The organism is Streptomyces sp. AA1529 (assembly GCF_000280905.1).
Lineage (GTDB): Bacteria > Actinomycetota > Actinomycetes > Streptomycetales > Streptomycetaceae > Streptomyces.
Genome location: NZ_ALAP01000016.1, coordinates 18,547 through 34,923 on the forward strand (window position 1 = coordinate 18,547; position 16,377 = coordinate 34,923).

The 16,377-nt window shown below is 73.0% G+C and carries 12 protein-coding genes; 10 read left to right on the plus strand and 2 right to left on the minus strand.

The genetic code is table 11. From position 1 onward, the window contains the following. Positions 1 to 225: 225 nt before the first annotated feature. Complete coding sequence (locus tag A949_RS0103960; protein WP_019354710.1) at positions 226 to 2,658, minus strand: DEAD/DEAH box helicase; 2,433 nt, start codon at positions 2,656 to 2,658, stop codon at positions 226 to 228. Between the two features lie 189 nt (positions 2,659 to 2,847). Here A949_RS0103960 and tap point away from each other — a divergent pair, with 189 nt between their 5' ends. The 6 genes from tap (at position 2,848) to A949_RS0103990 (ending at position 10,006) form a co-directional block, all read left to right on the plus strand. Then, the gene (tap, locus tag A949_RS0103965; RefSeq protein ID WP_019354711.1) at positions 2,848 to 5,091 is read left to right on the plus strand and encodes a telomere-associated protein Tap; all 2,244 of its coding nucleotides are present in this window, start codon (positions 2,848 to 2,850) and stop codon (positions 5,089 to 5,091) included. A gap of 14 nt (positions 5,092 to 5,105) precedes the next feature. Beyond that, positions 5,106 to 5,663, plus strand: coding sequence for a telomere-protecting terminal protein Tpg (gene tpg, locus A949_RS0103970; protein ID WP_019354712.1), 558 nt, complete (start codon positions 5,106 to 5,108; stop codon positions 5,661 to 5,663). A gap of 807 nt (positions 5,664 to 6,470) precedes the next feature. Then, on the plus strand, positions 6,471 to 7,091 hold the full coding sequence (locus tag A949_RS38840; protein ID WP_237735735.1) for a hypothetical protein: 621 nt from the start codon (positions 6,471 to 6,473) through the stop codon (positions 7,089 to 7,091). Between the two features lie 189 nt (positions 7,092 to 7,280). Next, a complete protein-coding gene (locus tag A949_RS0103980) occupies positions 7,281 to 8,510 on the plus strand; it encodes a hypothetical protein (protein ID WP_158687534.1) in 1,230 nt (409 codons plus the stop codon). 147 nt (positions 8,511 to 8,657) lie between these two features. Then, positions 8,658 to 8,978, plus strand: coding sequence for a hypothetical protein (locus tag A949_RS0103985; RefSeq protein ID WP_019354715.1), 321 nt, complete (start codon positions 8,658 to 8,660; stop codon positions 8,976 to 8,978). A gap of 191 nt (positions 8,979 to 9,169) precedes the next feature. Further along, positions 9,170 to 10,006: a TnsA-like heteromeric transposase endonuclease subunit gene (locus A949_RS0103990; RefSeq protein WP_106428729.1), complete on the plus strand. Its 837-nt coding sequence runs from the start codon at positions 9,170 to 9,172 to the stop codon at positions 10,004 to 10,006. A 649-nt stretch (positions 10,007 to 10,655) separates the two neighbouring features. Here the strand turns inward: A949_RS0103990 and A949_RS35345 are convergent. Then, a complete protein-coding gene (locus tag A949_RS35345; RefSeq protein ID WP_158687535.1) occupies positions 10,656 to 11,237 on the minus strand; it encodes a hypothetical protein in 582 nt (193 codons plus the stop codon). Between the two features lie 224 nt (positions 11,238 to 11,461). Between A949_RS35345 and A949_RS35350 the strand changes: the two genes are divergently transcribed. From A949_RS35350 to A949_RS37935, 4 genes are read left to right on the plus strand one after another with little or no spacing between them, the layout of a single operon-like run. Continuing rightward, a complete protein-coding gene (locus tag A949_RS35350) occupies positions 11,462 to 12,016 on the plus strand; it encodes a Mu transposase C-terminal domain-containing protein (protein WP_019354719.1) in 555 nt (184 codons plus the stop codon). Then, positions 12,010 to 14,163, plus strand: a complete 2,154-nt coding sequence (locus tag A949_RS0104010; protein ID WP_019354720.1) for a DDE-type integrase/transposase/recombinase — start codon at positions 12,010 to 12,012, stop codon at positions 14,161 to 14,163. The genes A949_RS35350 and A949_RS0104010 overlap by 7 nt, the downstream gene beginning before the upstream one ends. Continuing rightward, positions 14,157 to 15,191, plus strand: a complete 1,035-nt coding sequence (locus tag A949_RS0104015) for a TniB family NTP-binding protein (protein ID WP_019354721.1) — start codon at positions 14,157 to 14,159, stop codon at positions 15,189 to 15,191. Before A949_RS0104010 ends, A949_RS0104015 begins: the two co-directional genes overlap by 7 nt. Next, positions 15,188 to 16,111 carry a TniQ family protein gene (locus A949_RS37935; RefSeq protein ID WP_019354722.1) on the plus strand — a complete coding sequence of 308 codons (924 nt, stop codon included), beginning with the start codon at positions 15,188 to 15,190 and terminating at the stop codon, positions 16,109 to 16,111. Before A949_RS0104015 ends, A949_RS37935 begins: the two co-directional genes overlap by 4 nt. The last annotated feature ends 266 nt before the right edge of the window (positions 16,112 to 16,377 follow it).

Genomic DNA, 16,377 nt, shown 5'->3' on the forward strand with positions numbered 1-16,377 from the left:
ACAGCGATTTCGAGACAGGTCTTACAGCGGAAGTGAAGGCGGCCGCGTCCAGCCGGAGCGCGAAGCACCTGTCAGCAGGGCCCGATGCGGGCAAGGCCGCACATTCGAACCGGCGGAGCGCCGACCTTCCAAATCACGGCCTGAGTTCGGAGAGCAGCTCGGTAGCTGTCGCCTGACCGGGCTTTCTGTCACCCGAAGCCCTGGCAGGGCGTGGATGGGCTGGTGCTACTCGAGGACGGTCGGCGCGGCATCGTCGGCGATCCAGTCTCCATCGAACAGTGCGGCGACCAGGCGCACGTGCTCGCCCGGGAGATGGCCGGTGCGGTGCTTGGTGCGGGCCTTGGCGAGCCAGGCTCCGATCCGGACGCTCTCGCCGTCGACACGGATGGTCTCGCGGGCGGCGGGGGCGCGGCCTTCGCGGTGGAGGAAGAGTTCCAGGAGCTGGACGGTCTCCTCGAAGGTGCGGCGGGTACGGCGGACGGGGGTGAGGGGGTTGGTGTCGGGGGTGAGGCCGAGGGTGGTCATCATCTGGTGCTGGCCGGGGTGGAGGGTCTGCCAGGTGGTGAGTTGGCGGTGGAGCCAGGAGCCGATCTTCACACCGCCGAGCTGGGTGTCGCGGGTGAGGGCGGCCGGGTCTGCGCCGGAGGCGAGGTGGGTGCGCAGCAGGTGGTATTTGCGGTGCCAGTCCGCGCCGTGCGGGAGGCGCCAGTCGGTGGCGAGGGCGGTGAGGGCGTCGGCGCGGGCGGGGTCGAGGGTGTTCTTGGTGGCGTGGTGGCGTTGTTCGGCGAGCCAGGCGCCGACGGGGGTGGTGGCGGGGGCGGCGAGGTGGCCGTGGGTGCGGTGGTAGTCAGCTGCGGCGGTCAGGCGGGAGCGCCAGGCGGCGTCGTGCTTGTCCCAGATCATGCCGAGCGCGTCGAGTTCGGCTCTCCAGTCGGGCTCGAGGCGGCCGGCTTTCGCGGCGTCGCGCATGGTGGTGATGAAGGTGCCGAGCCGGTAGCCGGTGGGGTCGGTGTGGTCGGCGGGGACGTCGAGGTGGCCGTACTGGTCGCGGTAGGAGCGGGCGGCGGCAAGCCCCAGGCGGCGGGAGCGGGAGACGGCCGCCTCGCGGGGGTCGAAGGCGGCCAGGTCCATCGCCTGGGCGATGCGCTCGGGGTGGACGGTGAAGTCGAAGTGCCAGCGGCGGGCGATGACATCGCTGGTCTCCTTGGGCAGGCGGTTGGCCTTGTCCGGGAGGCGCTCGAGGATGCGGTGGTCGTGGCTGGCCAGGGCGCAGGCGATCGCCCAGACGGGTTCGTAGGCGGTGCCGAGGATGTTCTCGCCGTCGGCGCCGGGCGGGACGTAGACGGGGACGATCAGTGAGGCGGTCTTGCCGGAGGTGTCCAGGCGCAGGGCGCGGCCAAGAGCCTGGACGCAACGGATGACGCTGCGGGTGGGGTCGGCGAAGACGACGGCGTCGACGCTGGGGATGTCGACGCCCTCGGCGATCAGGCGGGAGTTGGCCAGGATCGCGCAGTCGGCGGCCGCGAAGGCCGCGAAGATGTCGGCGCGCTGGGCGGGGGTGTGCTCACCGTGGGCAAAGAACAGCTCGGGGGTGATGTCCGGGGCGAGGCCGGGGTCCGTGCGTCGCAAGAGGCGCAGGGTGTGAGGGAGTTCGCGGGCGAAGCGGCGGGCGTCGGAGACGAGGTTGAAGTAGACCAGGACTTTCTGCAGCCGGTGTTCGGTCATGGCGCGCAGGACGGACAGGTGCAGGGCGGTGGTGCGCAGCGCGCTGTCTCCTTCATCGCCGCCGGCGTCGGGGACCGTGCTGCCAGGGGCGGTCAGGTTGAGGCGGCGGCGCAGGTCGGCGTCGGTGAGGGTGGGCACCACGATGCGGTAGTCCGCTGCCCGGCCGTCGGCGGCTGCCTGGGCGAGCGGGTATTCGAAGACTTTTTTGCCGTAGACCTGCTCGTTGTCCATGGAGTTGGCGAACGCGTCCGCGTCCGGCCCGGCGGGGTGCCGGCGGCGCGGGCGGGTGGTGTCGGCGGACTCGGCCAGCTCCGGCGCGGCAAAGATCCTCGGAGTGGCGGTCATGTAGAGGCGGCGCTCCGCGTGGATGCGCTTCGCGTCGTTGACGATCGCCCACTTCTTGTCGGTCCGGCCCGCGATCCGGTGCGCTTCGTCCATGACCGCCAGGTCGAACGGCGGCACCGCGTACCCGGTGCTCTGGGTTTCCTCGATCTTGTTGAGGGAGTCGTAGGTGCAGATCACCGTCAAAGCGGGGATCTGGTCCTCTCTCTGCCCCACTACCGACATCAGCCCGCCGAGCGCGTGCGGGTCGGTGGTGGACATGACGCGGGCGGCGACGAGGTCGTCGTGGCCGCTGGTGTCCAGGGAGGAGACGATCACCATGTGCTCCAGGTGCCCGTCCCGGCGCCAGGCCAGCGCCGTCTGGGCCGCCAGGTCCAGGGTGGGCACCACGAACAGCACCAGCCGCGCGCCGAGTCCGTCCGCCACCCGGATCGACACCAGCGTCTTGCCGGTCCCCGTCGCCGACACGAACAGTCCTCGCGTCCCGGCGCGCCGCAGATGCCGTGCCAGCCGCTTGACGGCCTCGGCCTGGTCGGGGAAGAGCCGCGGCTTGTCGGGGCGGCCAGGCCGCGGCAGTTCGACCACAGTCATACAGCTCTTCCTCGATCCGAAGCAGGCGGCATCCGGGCAGCGGGCGGGCCGGGAAGGCGGTGAGACCACCGCAGGGGGCGCCCTCCGATCGGGACCCTACCACCCGCGACCCCCATCCGTACGCGAAATGTACGCCATCCGTACGTGAAGAGTGCGCTTCATGGGGTAGGGTGGGAGCGGAGGTGTTCCATGTCCGAGTTGTTCGATGCGGTCGACGCGCTGGTCGCGTCCCGGTCTCCGCTGCCGCCCCCGGCGGAGCGCAAGCGCCTGCGCCAGGCCCACGCGCTCACCCTGGACGAGGTGGCCTCCGCCCTGGACGTGCGGCGGGCAACTGTCAGCGCCTGGGAGTCAGGCAAAACGGAGCCGCGGCCGCCGCAGAGGGAGCCGTACGCGCGCCTGCTCAAGCAGCTCGCACAGCTCTACCCTGCCGCCGGGAGCACCGCCGCCCTGCAGGAGGACGCCCCGGCACCGACGGCGTTCAGCGGCCCGGCACCCACGGCGACGACCGGGCCCGGGGGCAGGGCTGTTGAGGCGGCGGCCGTGGCCCCACCCGCCACCGCTCCGTCCGTCTCGCCCGCAGCCGCTCACGCGCCGGGAGCCGCATCGCGTCCGGCGCGGGCCGCCCGGCCGCCGCAGGGACCACACGGCCCGGGTGCGTCGAAGGCCGCTGCGGCCCACACACCCGCGCCCGGCGGTGCGTACGCGCACGGTCCGCTGCTCGTTCTCGACGCCGACACCGAGCGCAACGTGACCGGGTACGGCATCGGCGGCCTGATCCTGGACGTGTCCGCCAAATCCCTGCCCGCGCTGGTGGAGTGGACGCTCACCGAGGCACGGCTGGGGTCGGAGAAGCTGCACGGCTCGGGAAAGGACGGCGACCCGCTGCTGGTGCTCACCGAGACGGCGTGCGAGCGCTACGGCCTGCCCGCCGCCTTGTCCGAGGCCGAGCGGCTCGCCGGGCGGCTGCCGGAAGGACACAAGGTCATCAAGCAGCTTGAGCGCGCCGACTGGCAGCTCACCAAGCGCGGGCTGGGGCCGTGGGCGCGGATCTACCGCCCCGCCCACGGCAGCCGCCGCCAGTGCGTACAGCTGTGCATCCCCTCCTGGCGCGCCCTGGACGACCGCTCCTGGGGCCACGCCGCCCAGTTGCCGCCGCCTGAGCTCGCCCGGGTGCTGGGCGTGTACGCGCAGCGGGTGATGACGCCGGTCGGCTCAACGGCCGTGACGGGGCTGCAGCTGATGACCGCGCTCAACCCGCCGACCCGCGCGAGCGAGCCGGACACCGAGGGCCATCGGCATTCCGAGCACCGGCCCGGATCGCTGGGCACCGGGCCACTGGACCCGGCGCCGTGCGAGGCGACTGACGGCCACCCCGTCCTGGCTGGCCTGCCCCGCTTCCACGTGCGCGGCCCCGACGAGCGGCTGTTCGAGGAGGCCTACGACTGGGCACGGGATCTCACCGATGCCGAGTGCATGCAGCGGCACCTGGTCGGCCTGGATGTGAACCTCGCCTTCGGTGCGGCCGCCAACGGCGCCGTCGTCGGTCTGGCCACGCCTCCTGTCCATGTCACCCGCCCGGTCTTCGATGCGGCGGTGCCCGGTTCCTGGCTGGTCGACCTCTCCCACGTCGACCTGTCCCGGGTGAAGGTCGGCAAGCAGTGGCGCGACCTCGACGGTGGCCTGCTGCCCAGCCCGTTCACGCCGAGCGGCCGGTGCCCGACCGGTCCGGCCTGGTATGCCACGCCCACCGTGGCCTACGCCGTCGAGCTCGGATACGACGTCACCCCGCTGGAGGCCTGGCTGCGCCACGAGAGCGGCCGGTTCCTGGACGGCTGGTACAAGCGGCTGCGCGATGCCTACGTCGCCACCATGGCGGACCTCGGCGTCGCGGAGAAGCTGTCCCCGCACCAGTTCCTTCAGGCGATGGACGGCTACAAGAGCCGTGATCCGGAGCTGGGGATCGTGGTGGACACGGTCAAGATGACCGTCAAGGGCGGTATCGGCAAGCTGCAGGAGAAGGCGCGCGGGGGCGGCTGGAAGCCGGGGCAGGCCTGGCCCGCCCTCGCGCGGCCGACCTGGCGCCCGGACATCCGCGCGGCCGTCATCTCCCGGGCCCGGGTCAACATGCACCGCAAGATGCTCCACCTGGCGGCGGCCACCGGCCGTTACCCGGTCGCGGTCCTCTCCGACTGCGCCGTGTACGCGGCCGACGGGCCCAGCCCGCTGGATGTGCTGCCGTACGGCGCCGACGGCAAGACCGTGCCGGGCAGCTTCCGGCTGGGGGTCTCGCCGGGGATGGTCAAGCACGAGGGCACCCAGAGCGTGCTGTGGGGGGCCGAGGTGCTCGAGCAGCTCGCCGGGGACGGCCATGTCGCCAACCTCGCCCGCTACATCAAGACCGGCGAGGTCACCACCAAGGACACCGGAGAATAAGGGGACACGGGTCGATGGTCACGGTCGGGGAAGAGCTCGACAGGGCGGTGCAGGGCGCGTTCACGCGGCCCGTTCCCAAGTCCGCCGGGGCGCAGATGCGGTACCTGGTCAAGAAGCACCAAGGCAGCACCCGGCGCGTGGCTGAGCTGCTCGGCATCAGCCAGCGCACGGTGGAGCGGTATGTGAACAACCAGATCAAAAGGCCCCGGCCGGAGCTCGCCGACCGCCTCGAGCGTGAGGTCCGCGTGCGCTGGCAGCCGCAGATCAGGGCGAAGGCGAAGCAGGCCGCGGCCACCACGAGCGGCATCATGATCGATGTGCAGGCGAGGTTCGGCTACACCGCCGCCGTCGGCAGCACCGACCAGGCCCGCGTGCGTCACCTGACCCTGGCTCTGCCGCCCCGGCACGCCGCCCGCCTCCTTCAAGCCCAGGAAGCAGGCATCGACGAGGACGATCTCCGCGAGCTCGCTGCCGAGGCGTTGGGTGAGGTGTACTTCCGCGACGGCGGCCGCCGGGCCCACGGCCTCGAAGTAGAACTCAAGGACATCGTCGACCTGCAGTTCGAGCTGTAGGCCGGTCGGTGCGCGGGGCAGGAAGCAGAAAGGGCGTCAGGGTAGAGCTGTGAGAGCAGGAGCGTTACGGACCGTGCCACTGGCCGGGGAGCTGACCTCGTCACTGATCCACCGGGCCGCGGACCGCTACGCCCTGCCTGCCGCCGGGGTGCTGCGGCTGTGGACATGCCGCAACTCCCCCGCCCGGCACGGCGGCGGCGTGCGGGCTGACGCGGAGGTCATCCTCAACGGAGCGGGGCGCAATGTACTCGCCGAACTGTGCGGAGTGGAACCGGCGGTGCTGGCACGCGCGTTGCCCGCGTTCACCGTGGACGACCCCAAGATCAGTACTGGCCGGGAGGCCGCTCTGGCGCAGGTGCGTTGGCGGGCGGCAGGCGCAGTGGCGGGAGAAGCGGCGTTCGCCTGCCGGCTGTGCACCGCGCGGCGTACCGGGCAGGCTCAGCGGGCGGTGCGGTATCTGCCGCGCTGGCAGCGGGTGTGCGTGCGGCACGGGCGGTGGCTGCTGGACGCGGACGCCGACCAGCCGCTGGAACACCTCGACCTGCACGGTGTCCCGGAGGTGGTGGCCGCGCAGCGGCAGTGGACGGGGATGGCGCGCCGTGCGGGGCGGGCCGGGGCGGAGGGCGCGGAGGTGTTCTCCCTGGCGCACGCGGTCGTGGCCCGGTGGTGGGAGGAGGCCCTGCACTGGGAGCGGGAGGAGATCTGGCCGCACCGGCTGCATCGGGTGGCGGGCGGCAACGCGGGAACGGTCTTCAGCGGTGGCGGATCGTGGGCCGGGATCCGGTCATTTTCCCGGAGGTGGTGGCCGTGGCCGACGCGCTGCTGGACCCGGCCATGGCCGAGTTGGTGTGGAGGGACAGCGGCGCCGGGCGGCCGCGGCCGCTGCCCGCCGACGGGGCGTTCTGCCGCCGGCTCGGCGAGCGGGTGGGACGTGACTGGCTGGGCCCGCTGTCGGCGGTGGACTACGGCGGGCCGCTGCTCGCCTGGATGGGTGCGGTCATCCGCCGGCGGCGCGATCAGGGCGGGCCGCCCGGGTGGAGGGACGATCCGTGGCGCCTGCAGCGCGAACAGCAGCCCGCCACGATGGCCGGCCAGCTGCGCGTGATGGCGGCCGAGGCACAGTCAGGCGGCTCAGCGACCCGGTGGCGGGCCACCGTGTCCGCCGAACACCGCTTCCGCATCACCCAACTGGTCAAAGAGGCCGGCGAGCAGCTGGAGGAGCTGCGCGGCGGGCACAGCGGCACCACCGCCGAGGTGGCCCGCACGCTGCTGGAGCACCTCAGCCGCAGTGCAGCCCTGATCGATCAGGCTTTGGTGAACACCGCCGCCGCGGCTGTCGCCGCCGGGGTGGCGCTGGAGGAGGTGGCCGCCTGGTCACGCCTGCCCGCCCAGGAGCTGGCAGAGATCCTCACCGCAGGCCAGGAGTGACGCGACCGGCGGCCGGGTGATGTGTGTCAGCCGCCGTACGCCGCAGCCCCGGTCACAGCTAGGGTCCGGTTTGTCTCCCCGGGGAGGATGGGTGATGCCATATTGCGGGAGGACTGCTGCGTGTGGCCACTAGGCTGAGGCGGGGCCGCAGGGAGGCAGCGGCCCGGGGACCGGCGCCAAGGGAGCACGTTGAGTACTCAAACGGGTCCGGTGGCAGCGGGGGCGGACCTTGCCCAGCTGGCGCTCGACTTCCACCACACCCACCAGTTGCTGGATCCTGCCGCGCAGGGAGTGCAGGAGTGGCAGGTGCGCATCACCGCGGCCGGCACACCGGTGGGAAGCCTGACGGCCGTAAGGGGCCTGTACTGGAAGTCCGACAATCTGCGCGAGCGGATGGCCGACGAGCAGTCCTTCCCCGCCCTGGTGGCCGCCCAGCTCCTGGACGAGGACGGCCGGTTCACCTACGAGTTCGAGGAGTTCATCGAGTCGGCCTCCAGCGTCCTCGTCCTCGTCCTCGACCGGCTGCACGTGGAGGAAGCCTTCGCCGACCCTGTAGTAGTGGCGGGGGTGGTGTCCTCGGTCGTTGACCGGCTGACGGACAACTACTTCGCCGTGGTCCTGCCCGCCAAGAACGCCTCCACGGATGCGGGTTCCGCTCTGCTCGCCGAGGCTGGCACGCTGCTGAGCGCCCAGGAGTTCTCCGACGAACTGCAGATCATCGACAATGCCCTGGCCGCTCCCGAAGAGGCCGCGCAGCGCGTGCGCAGCCGTCTGCGATCCCTCGCCCGCCACGGCCAGCCCGCGGCGTGGGACGAAGACGACGACGAGGACGACGGCTGGCACGAGGACGGCGAGGAGGACGAGCTCACCACGCGGACGGCCGCGGTGCTGCGGGTGGCGCTCGAGCAGCTGTCCGAGCAGATCTGGCAGGACGTCACCGACATGGGGGACGCGCCTGCCAGGCGCGGCGAGGGCCGTGTCCTTGGCTCGCTGCCGCCGATCACCTTTGGCCAGGACCGGCAGTGGCGGCGGCAGATGGCCCGCTGTTTCGACGACCTGGCCGCCGAACTCGCCGAGACGCGCGCCGTGCGCCCGCTGTGCACCGGCGAGGAGATGGCCCTGCACCTGGGCATCGACCGGGCCAAGTCGCTGACGCGGAACCGCCCGCGCCTGGTCGCGGAAGCCGTGGAGGGGCTGGGTGAGGACCGCCGCGATTTCGACTGGGACTGGTGCTCCGATGTTCTGTTCGAGGACCACGATGTACTGATGCTGTTCGACGCCTCCCTGGACGGGATCGAGGACAGGGGCAATGAGATCAACCAGGCCCTCGGACTGGCCAACCTGGCCGCCGCGGACTGGTTCAAGCCCTTCCGCCCCCGCCAGGCCCGCGACCCCGACCGCGGCTTCCGCCACTCCTGACCCCGGCCGCCGCAATGCCCCGGGCGGCAGCAGGCCGGTATGAAAGCCGCGGGCTGAGTCTCGGCCGGGCCTCTCCGGCTGAGCCGGAGAGGGCCAGGGGCGGCTACGTTCGGGCTGCTGATGCGACAGGGCGGGAAGTGGGGGGCAGTGGCCAAACGCGATGTGTGGGTACGCGTCGGGGACGACTTGGTGCGCGGTGACACCGTCGTGGGTGTCACCGTGAGCGATCCGCACTACCACCACGAGACGTTCAAGATCATGCTGAAGGTCACGGGGCACCGCGACCACCTGCGGCTCGACTCCGGTGTCCGCGACGACGACCAGGGGGCGGGGCGTGAGCAGGTCAACGCGTTCGCAGACGCCTTCGTCGACACGCTCGCGCGCGGTGCGGCGATGCCGTCCGGCGCCCTGATCCGGTTCGGTTCCGGCGAAGACGACGCGGGATGGGCGCTGTCGTCTCTGGGATAGCGGCGAAGCCGATCCGGCGCCTGCTCACGCCGCGGCCCGGGCAGAAAAGTGCAGAGATGTGCACTGACACCGGCACGCCCCAGGCGGCATCCTGACCTCCGCACAGGACAACCGGTCCTCGATGCACCGCAGTTGGAGTTACCGGCCGGTTCGCCTGCGCACCGTGGCCGGTATGACGTTGTGTGGAGTACGTGATCAACGACAGCAGCCAGGGCGGCTTGCCTGCCGTCGCGGGCAGGTCCTGCCGGGTGCCGGAACCGGGTGCGGTGGAGGCGGAGTTCGCCGGGGCTGACGGCACTCTCGTGCAACGCCGCTGGGTCGAGGCCGCCGTGGCCGTTCGGTTCGAGCAGCTCCAGCCGGTGGCGGCCTTCCCGGTGGTGCCCGGGCGCAGGTGGGGGCCGGGCTGGTGGTGGTCGGCCACCACCGGTGGGCACGTGCCGCACGGGTCGCAGGCGATGTGCATGCAGCTGATGCTTTTGGACCGTGATCCGCAGGTGGTGGGGTTGTCAGCGCGGCCGGTGCGGCTGATCTGGCGGGATCCGGACAGCCGGCGGACGCTGACGTGGGTGCCGCAGGTGTTCGCCCGCTACGCCGACGGCCGCGCGCTGCTCGCCGACTGCCCCGCCACGGCGGAGCCCGCCGCAGGCCGTGCCGCGCGGGCGGACGCGGTGCTGGAAGCGGCGTGTGCGGCGGCGGGGTTCACCTACCGGCGCCTGGTGCCGCCGGATGCGGTGGTGGCGGCGAACGTGCGGTGGCTGGCCGGCTACCGCCATCCCCGCCACCGCGATGCGGGCGGTCTTGAGCAGGCGGTGCTGGAGGCGTTCGCCGCCCCGCGGCCGCTGATGGCGGGGGCCGCGGCGGCCGGTGAGGTACTCACGGCGCTGCCGGTGCTCTACCACGCGCTGTGGAGCGGGCGGCTGTCCGCGGACCTGTCCCGGCCGCTGGGCGAGCACACCCTCGTCTCGGCCGGCCGCCCGGACCCGGCCGAGGACGACGCGGAGCAGGAGCGGGAGCAGCACGCGAGGTGAGCAGGAACCGTACGGCCGTCCCTGGTGGGCGGTGCGTTGAGGTGGGCGCGCAGGTCCGGTTCGAGGACCGCGCCTGGCAGGTGACCGGCCTGGCCGACGGACGGGTGTATCTGGTGGCCGGGGATGGAGCCACCGCCTGTGTGCTGGCTGCCCGTCTGGTGGCCGCGCCCGGCTTCGCGGTGGTCGACGCGCCCGCCGCGCAGCCGGTCACCCCGGTGCTGTGGGAGGCGGTGCCGCTGGAGGCGCAGGAGCGGGCTCTGGCCTGGCTGCGGCACATCCGCGAGGTGGAGACCGGGCTGCCGGGCGGCCCCGGAAGCGGCACGCCAAGGCCCGAGTACAACCCGCGGGCGTTCACTCTGGCGCAGCGGGAAGCGGCCAAGGCGCGGGAACTCGCAGGGCTGGGCTGGGCCAGGGTGAGCCGGGCCACGGTGCAGCGGATGCGGCTGGTCTACGGCCGGCAGGGCCTGTGGGGGCTGGTCGACAAACGTCACCTGCGGGGCCCGTCTCCGACCGGGCGGACGGACGAGCGGGTGGTGGCCGCCGTGCTGGAGGCTCTGCGCCGGTGCCGGGGCCGGGGCCGGAAGAAGACCACCATCCGGCAGGTGATCGAGCTGACGGAGCGGATCGTGGCGGACACCCAGGGGCCACATCAGGTGCGGCTGCCTGCCCGTTCGTCGCTGTACCGGCTGGTGAAGGCGCTGGCGGATCCGGCCGAGCCGCCGGGTAGCGCGGCGCGCACCGCCACCGCGGGCGGCCGGGCCGGTGGCCCGCCTGCCGCGCTGCGGCCCGCGGAGCGGGTGCAGGTAGCCACCGCCCGCCTGCCGGTCGGCGCGGTGGGCGAGGACGGGACCCCGGTGGTGGTGGCGGTGACGGCCGCGCTGGACCAGGCGAGCGGCTGCGTGCTGGCCGCCGTGCTGCACCCGGAGCAGGACGGGCCGGTGGAGCTGTCGGTGCTGCTGGCCGAGATGGCCGTGCCCCGGCCGCTGCGCCCGGGCTGGCCCGCCCTGCTGGAACAGGCCCACGCGGGCGGGCCGGCGCGGCGGCTGATGTCCTTGCCCGACCGGATCGAGGCCACCGCGTCGCGTCCGGCGGCCGTCCCCGAGACACTCGTCCTCGACCGGGGGCCGGCCGGTATCACCTCGGCGCACCTGACCGTGTGCGAGAGCCTGGGCATCAGCCTGGAGCCGGCCCCGCCGAGGGCGGCGGGCGCCCCCAGTGGTGCGCTGCGCACGCTTCAGGTGCTCGCCGGTCTGTTCACCCGGCACGCGGTGGCAGCCCGGCCGGCCGTCACCGCCGGACAGGAGGTCCGGGCGGACGAGGCGGGCGGGGTGTACTGGAGCATGCCGCAGCTGCAGGACCTGCTGGACGAATGGATCACTGGCGTCTGGCACCACCGTCCCCAGGAGCAGTTGCGGCATCCGCTGCTGCCCCGGGCGGGGCTCGCCCCCCCAGGAGATGTGGGAGGTGCTGCTGGGCGCGGCCGGGAGGGTGCCGCTGCCGCTGGCCGGGCAGCACTACGGCGAACTGCTGCCGGCAGCCCGGTGCGCCCTCACCGATTCCGGGATCCGGCTGGGCGGGCGCCGCTACGACGATGCGTGTCTGGACGAACACCGCGGCCGCGGCCGGCGGTGGGAGGTCCACCACCATCCCCACGACCCGCGGCAGGTCTTCGTCCGGCTGCCCGACGGTCAGCTCCACCCGGTGCCATGGGCGCAGGGCGAGCACTCCTCGCGGCCCTTCGACGAGCTGCTGCGGCGTCGCACCGGCGCCGTCCTCGCACACCGCGCCGCCGGTACAGGCGCGGGTGCGGATGTGGGTGCCGACGGCGGTGCGCGGCCGGGCGGCGACCGGACCGGCCCCGCCCTCACCGCGGCGCAGCCCCGGGAGGCGGCTGCCCGGGGCGTCGCCGGTGGCGGCGCGGTACCCGACACCGGCGGTGGCCGCGGCACGGCCGTGGAGCCGGGCGGGTTCGAGGTGTATGACGCTGAGGCGGAGGCGGGACAGTGGTGAGCACCCCCGGCCGCCCGGTCCGTGCCGCGGCCGCCGCCCGGCGCCGACAGGTCAAACTCGGGGCGTATGTGACATTCGAAGGCCGCCCCTGGCAGGTGGCCGCCGTGGCCGGAGCCTCCGTACGCCTCGTCGACACCCGCGGGCAGACCGCCTCGGTCTTGTCTTCGTTCCTGTTCGCCGACCCCACCTTCGCGGTGGTGGACTGCCCCGTTCCCGCCGCGGCGCCGTGGGGGCTGTTGGAGGCGGTGCCCGAACGGGAGCGGGAGAGGGCGATGGCCTGGCAGCGGCACATCCGCGAGATCGAGACCGGGCTGCCCGAGGGGCCCGGCAGCACCGGCGTCCCCCGGCCCGAGTACGACCCGCAGCGCACCTCAATGGCCGAGCGGGAGCAGGCCAAGGCCGACGAACTCGCGGCCCTGGGCTGGTCGCGGGCCAGCCGGGCCACCGTGCGCCGTATGCGCGCCCGCTACCACACGGGCGGCATCATGGGCCTGATCCGGCAGCGCAAGCCGTCGAGCGCTACGGGCCGGGCAGATGAGCGGGTAGTGACCGCGGTCCTGGAGGCACTGCGCCGCCAGCGCGGCCGCTCCACGGGCACCCTCAAGGGGCTGCGGGAGGTGACCGGGCAGATCCTGGCCGAGGCCCACGAGCCGGGCGCGGTGGCGCTGCCGGCACCATCGACGTTCAACCGGCTGGTACGTGTCCTGGCCGACCCGCTGGAACATCCGGGGCGCCCCGCCCGCACCGCCACCGCCGTGCCGGTGCGCCCGTTCACACCGGTGGTGGCGCTGCGGCCGGGCGAGCTGGTGCAGGTCGACACCACCCGGCTGGACATCATGGCCATCGGCGAGGACGGCCGTGCGGTGCGCCCGGAGCTCACGATCGCCCTGGACGTGGCAACACGGTCGGTGGTGGCGGCCGTGCTGCGCGAGCAGAGCACCCAGGCGGTGGACGCGGCCCTGCTGCTGGCGGAGATGGCCGTGCCCCACCCGGTGCGGCCCGGCTGGGGCGAGCATCTGCGCCTGGCCCACGCCGCCGTCCCCTACACCCGGCTCCTCGCCCTGGACGCGCGGCTTGAACAGGCGGCGGCGCGGCCGGTGGTGGTGCCGGAGACGATCGTCATCGACCGCGGGCGGGTGTTCCTCTCCGCCGCGTTCCTGGCCGCCTGTGAATCCCTTGGGGTGAGTGTGCAGCCCGCCCCGCCCCGCTCCCCCACCGCAAAGGGCGCCGTGGAACGGACCTTCGGCAGCATCAACACCCTTTTCGCCCAGCACGTCGCCGGCTACACCGGCCCCCACATCCTGGCGCGCGGCGAGGCAGTGGAAGACGAAGCCCGCTTCACCGTGGCCCAGCTGCAGGAACTGCTGGACGAGTGGATCACCGCGTGCTGGCAGCACCGCCCCCACGACGGGCTGCGCCACCCCCTCCTGCCCAAGAAGGCGCTGTCACCGGGCGAGATGTGGGGTGCGCTGCTGGGCGCGAGCGGCTATGTGCCGCTGCCGCTGACCGGAACCGACTACACGGAACTGCTGCCGGTGCGCTTCCACCCGGTCACCGGCCGCGGCATCCGCATCAACTACCGCACCTACGATCACGCCATCCTCAACGAACACCGAGGACGGCCCTGCCCCACCGGCCCCGGCGGCAAGTGGGAGGTCCACCTCAACCCGCACGACGTCCGCCAGATCTATCTCCGCCTGCCCGACGGACACCTGCACGAGATCCCGTGGATCCACCGCGACCACGTCCACGCGCCCATGCGCGAGACCACCTGGCGCCACATCCGCACCACCCTCGAGCAGCGCGCCGAACGCGAGACACACGAAGCCGCCCTCGCCGAGGCCGCCGACCAGATCCTGCGCCACACCCGGCCCACCACACCGGCGCCGCCAGCCGTGCCCGCCACGGCGCCGGGCCTGCGCGCCGGGAAGGCGGCCTCCCAGGCAGTAGGCGGCGAACCAGCAGCACCGCACCGTACTGCGGCCCAGGCCGCAACGGAGGCGGAGGACAGCCTGGATGCGCTGGACGCCCGATCCCCCGCCGAAGACCGGGACGACGTCGGCGCCGATGAGTCCGGCGCACTCACGCTGCCGGGAAGCGGCGCGCTGACGCTGTACGACGCCGACCAGGAGGCCGAACTGTGGTGAGCCCTGCGCCCCCTTCGCCCTCGAACAACGGGGAGGCGGCCGCGGGCACGGTGACGACGTTCGACGGCTTCGCCCGGTTCGCCCACGCCGCACCCCCCACGCCGCCGCAGCCGGGCCAGGCACCCCGCTCGGCGGAAGAACGCCTGGCCTACCACTCGCAGTTCGTCACCGTGCGCACCCCGGCCATCGAATCCCTGGCACGCCAGGTCCGCACTCTGATGGTCCTGGGCCGCCACCAGCAGGCCACCGCCCGGCCGTCGCTGATCGTCACCGGCCCGGCCACCACCGGCAAGACCACCGCGCTGCTCCAGGTCGGCCGTACCTGCCACCTCGCCCACACCCGTCGCGCCCGCCCGGGCGACACCAGCGTGCCCGTCGCCTACGTGCTGGTACCGCCCGGCGCCACCGCCAAGACCCTGGCCGCCGAGTTCGCCCGCTACCTCGGCATCCCCGTGGCCGGCCGCATGACCACCGCGCAGATCACGACTGCCGTCTGCCACACCTACACCACGGCCGGCGTCGCACTCGTGCTGATCGACGAGATCCACCGGCTCAACCCGCGCTCCTCCAGCGGCGCGGAGGCCGCCGACTGGCTCAAGGACCTCACCGAACGTATCGGCGCCACATTCGTCTACGCAGGCATCGATGTCACCGCCAGCGCCGTTTTCAGCGGAGTACGCGGCGCACAGCTGGCCGGACGCGCCTCCCTGATCGACTGCGGAGCGCTGCCCGCCCGCGCCGGCCACCGCGAGCCGTTCCGCGAGCTGATCACCACCCTGGAAGCCGCCCTCGACCTCACCGCGCACCGCACCGGCAGCCTGCCCAGGCTGGCGCCCTACCTGCACGAACGGACCGCCGGACGCATCGGCAGCCTCTCACGCCTGATCCGCCAGGCCGCCATCGAAGCCATCTGCGACGGCACCGAGCGCATCACCAAGACCCTGCTGGACACCATCGCACTGGACCACCTCGCCGAAGAGCACTACCGGCCCCGCACCCCCGCCCGCCGCACCCGACCCGACCGGTGACCGCCCCCACCCGGACCCACCCCACGCCCGCGGTGCTGCCCGGCACGATGTGGCCCAGCCCGCCCGGTGCGCTGCGCGTGCGACCGCTGCCCCGCGAAACGCCAGCCTCCTACCTCACCCGCCTCGCCGCCGCCTACCACCTCTCCCCCGCCCACCTCCTCGACGGCCTGCACATCACCGCCACCGGCACCCCCGCCGCCCCACACGCCACCGAACTCCACCTCAGCTGCGAAGCCGCCCGCCGCCTGGCCGCCTTCACCCGCATCCCGCCCGCCCACCTCAACCGCGCACTGACCCGCCGGCCCCTACCCGCCACCATCGCCACCGCGCCCACCGCCACCGCCCGCTGGCAGCCCCTCGCCCCCGCCGTGCAGCCCCTGCCGACCTGCAACGCCTGCACCCTGCGCCGCCCGCCCCACCACGCCTCCCCCGCGTGGATCCACCCCGCGCCCGACCTGCCCCGGGCCATGATCTACACCCGTCACCAGCAAGCCTCCAGCGACCCCCGACACCGCGCCCCCCTCGACATCCGCACCCTGCCCGAACTCACCCACGCCCGCCTCACCGCCCGCCGACCACCCACCACGGCTTCCCTGAGCTGGGCCACCACGATCACCACCCGCTGGTACGACCACCACCAGCACCTCCACACCCGCTGGCACACCCGCCTGCACCAGCTCACCACCGCCAACCCCCACCTCACCCCAGGCCCGGCCTCCCCCAACCTGACCTGCCGGGGCCTGGTCACCTACCCCGAAACCCTCACCCTCGCCACAACCCTCGACCGCCTCCCCCGCCACACCCCCCTGACCCGCACCCAGCAGACCGCCTTCCTCCACCACCTCGCCCGCCGCCTCCACCTGACCCGCCTCGCACCCGCCGACCACGACCTGCTCTGGCAACGCCTCACCACCCGCTGAACCAACCCACACCCACACCGCCCCAGCCCCCACACACAGCCAACCAGCACCGACACCTATAGACGCACCAACCACACTGAGCAAAAACCACCACACCGCCCAGCACACTGCGCAACACCAAACACTCAGCTCACCCCACGTATCCCCCGACACCGGACACTCGGTTCCGCATAAACCCCACCGACTGACCAGGACTACCACCCAGTACAACTGAACAACAGCAGGCCACAATCAAGATCAATAAGCACACCATCAGCTACGCCATA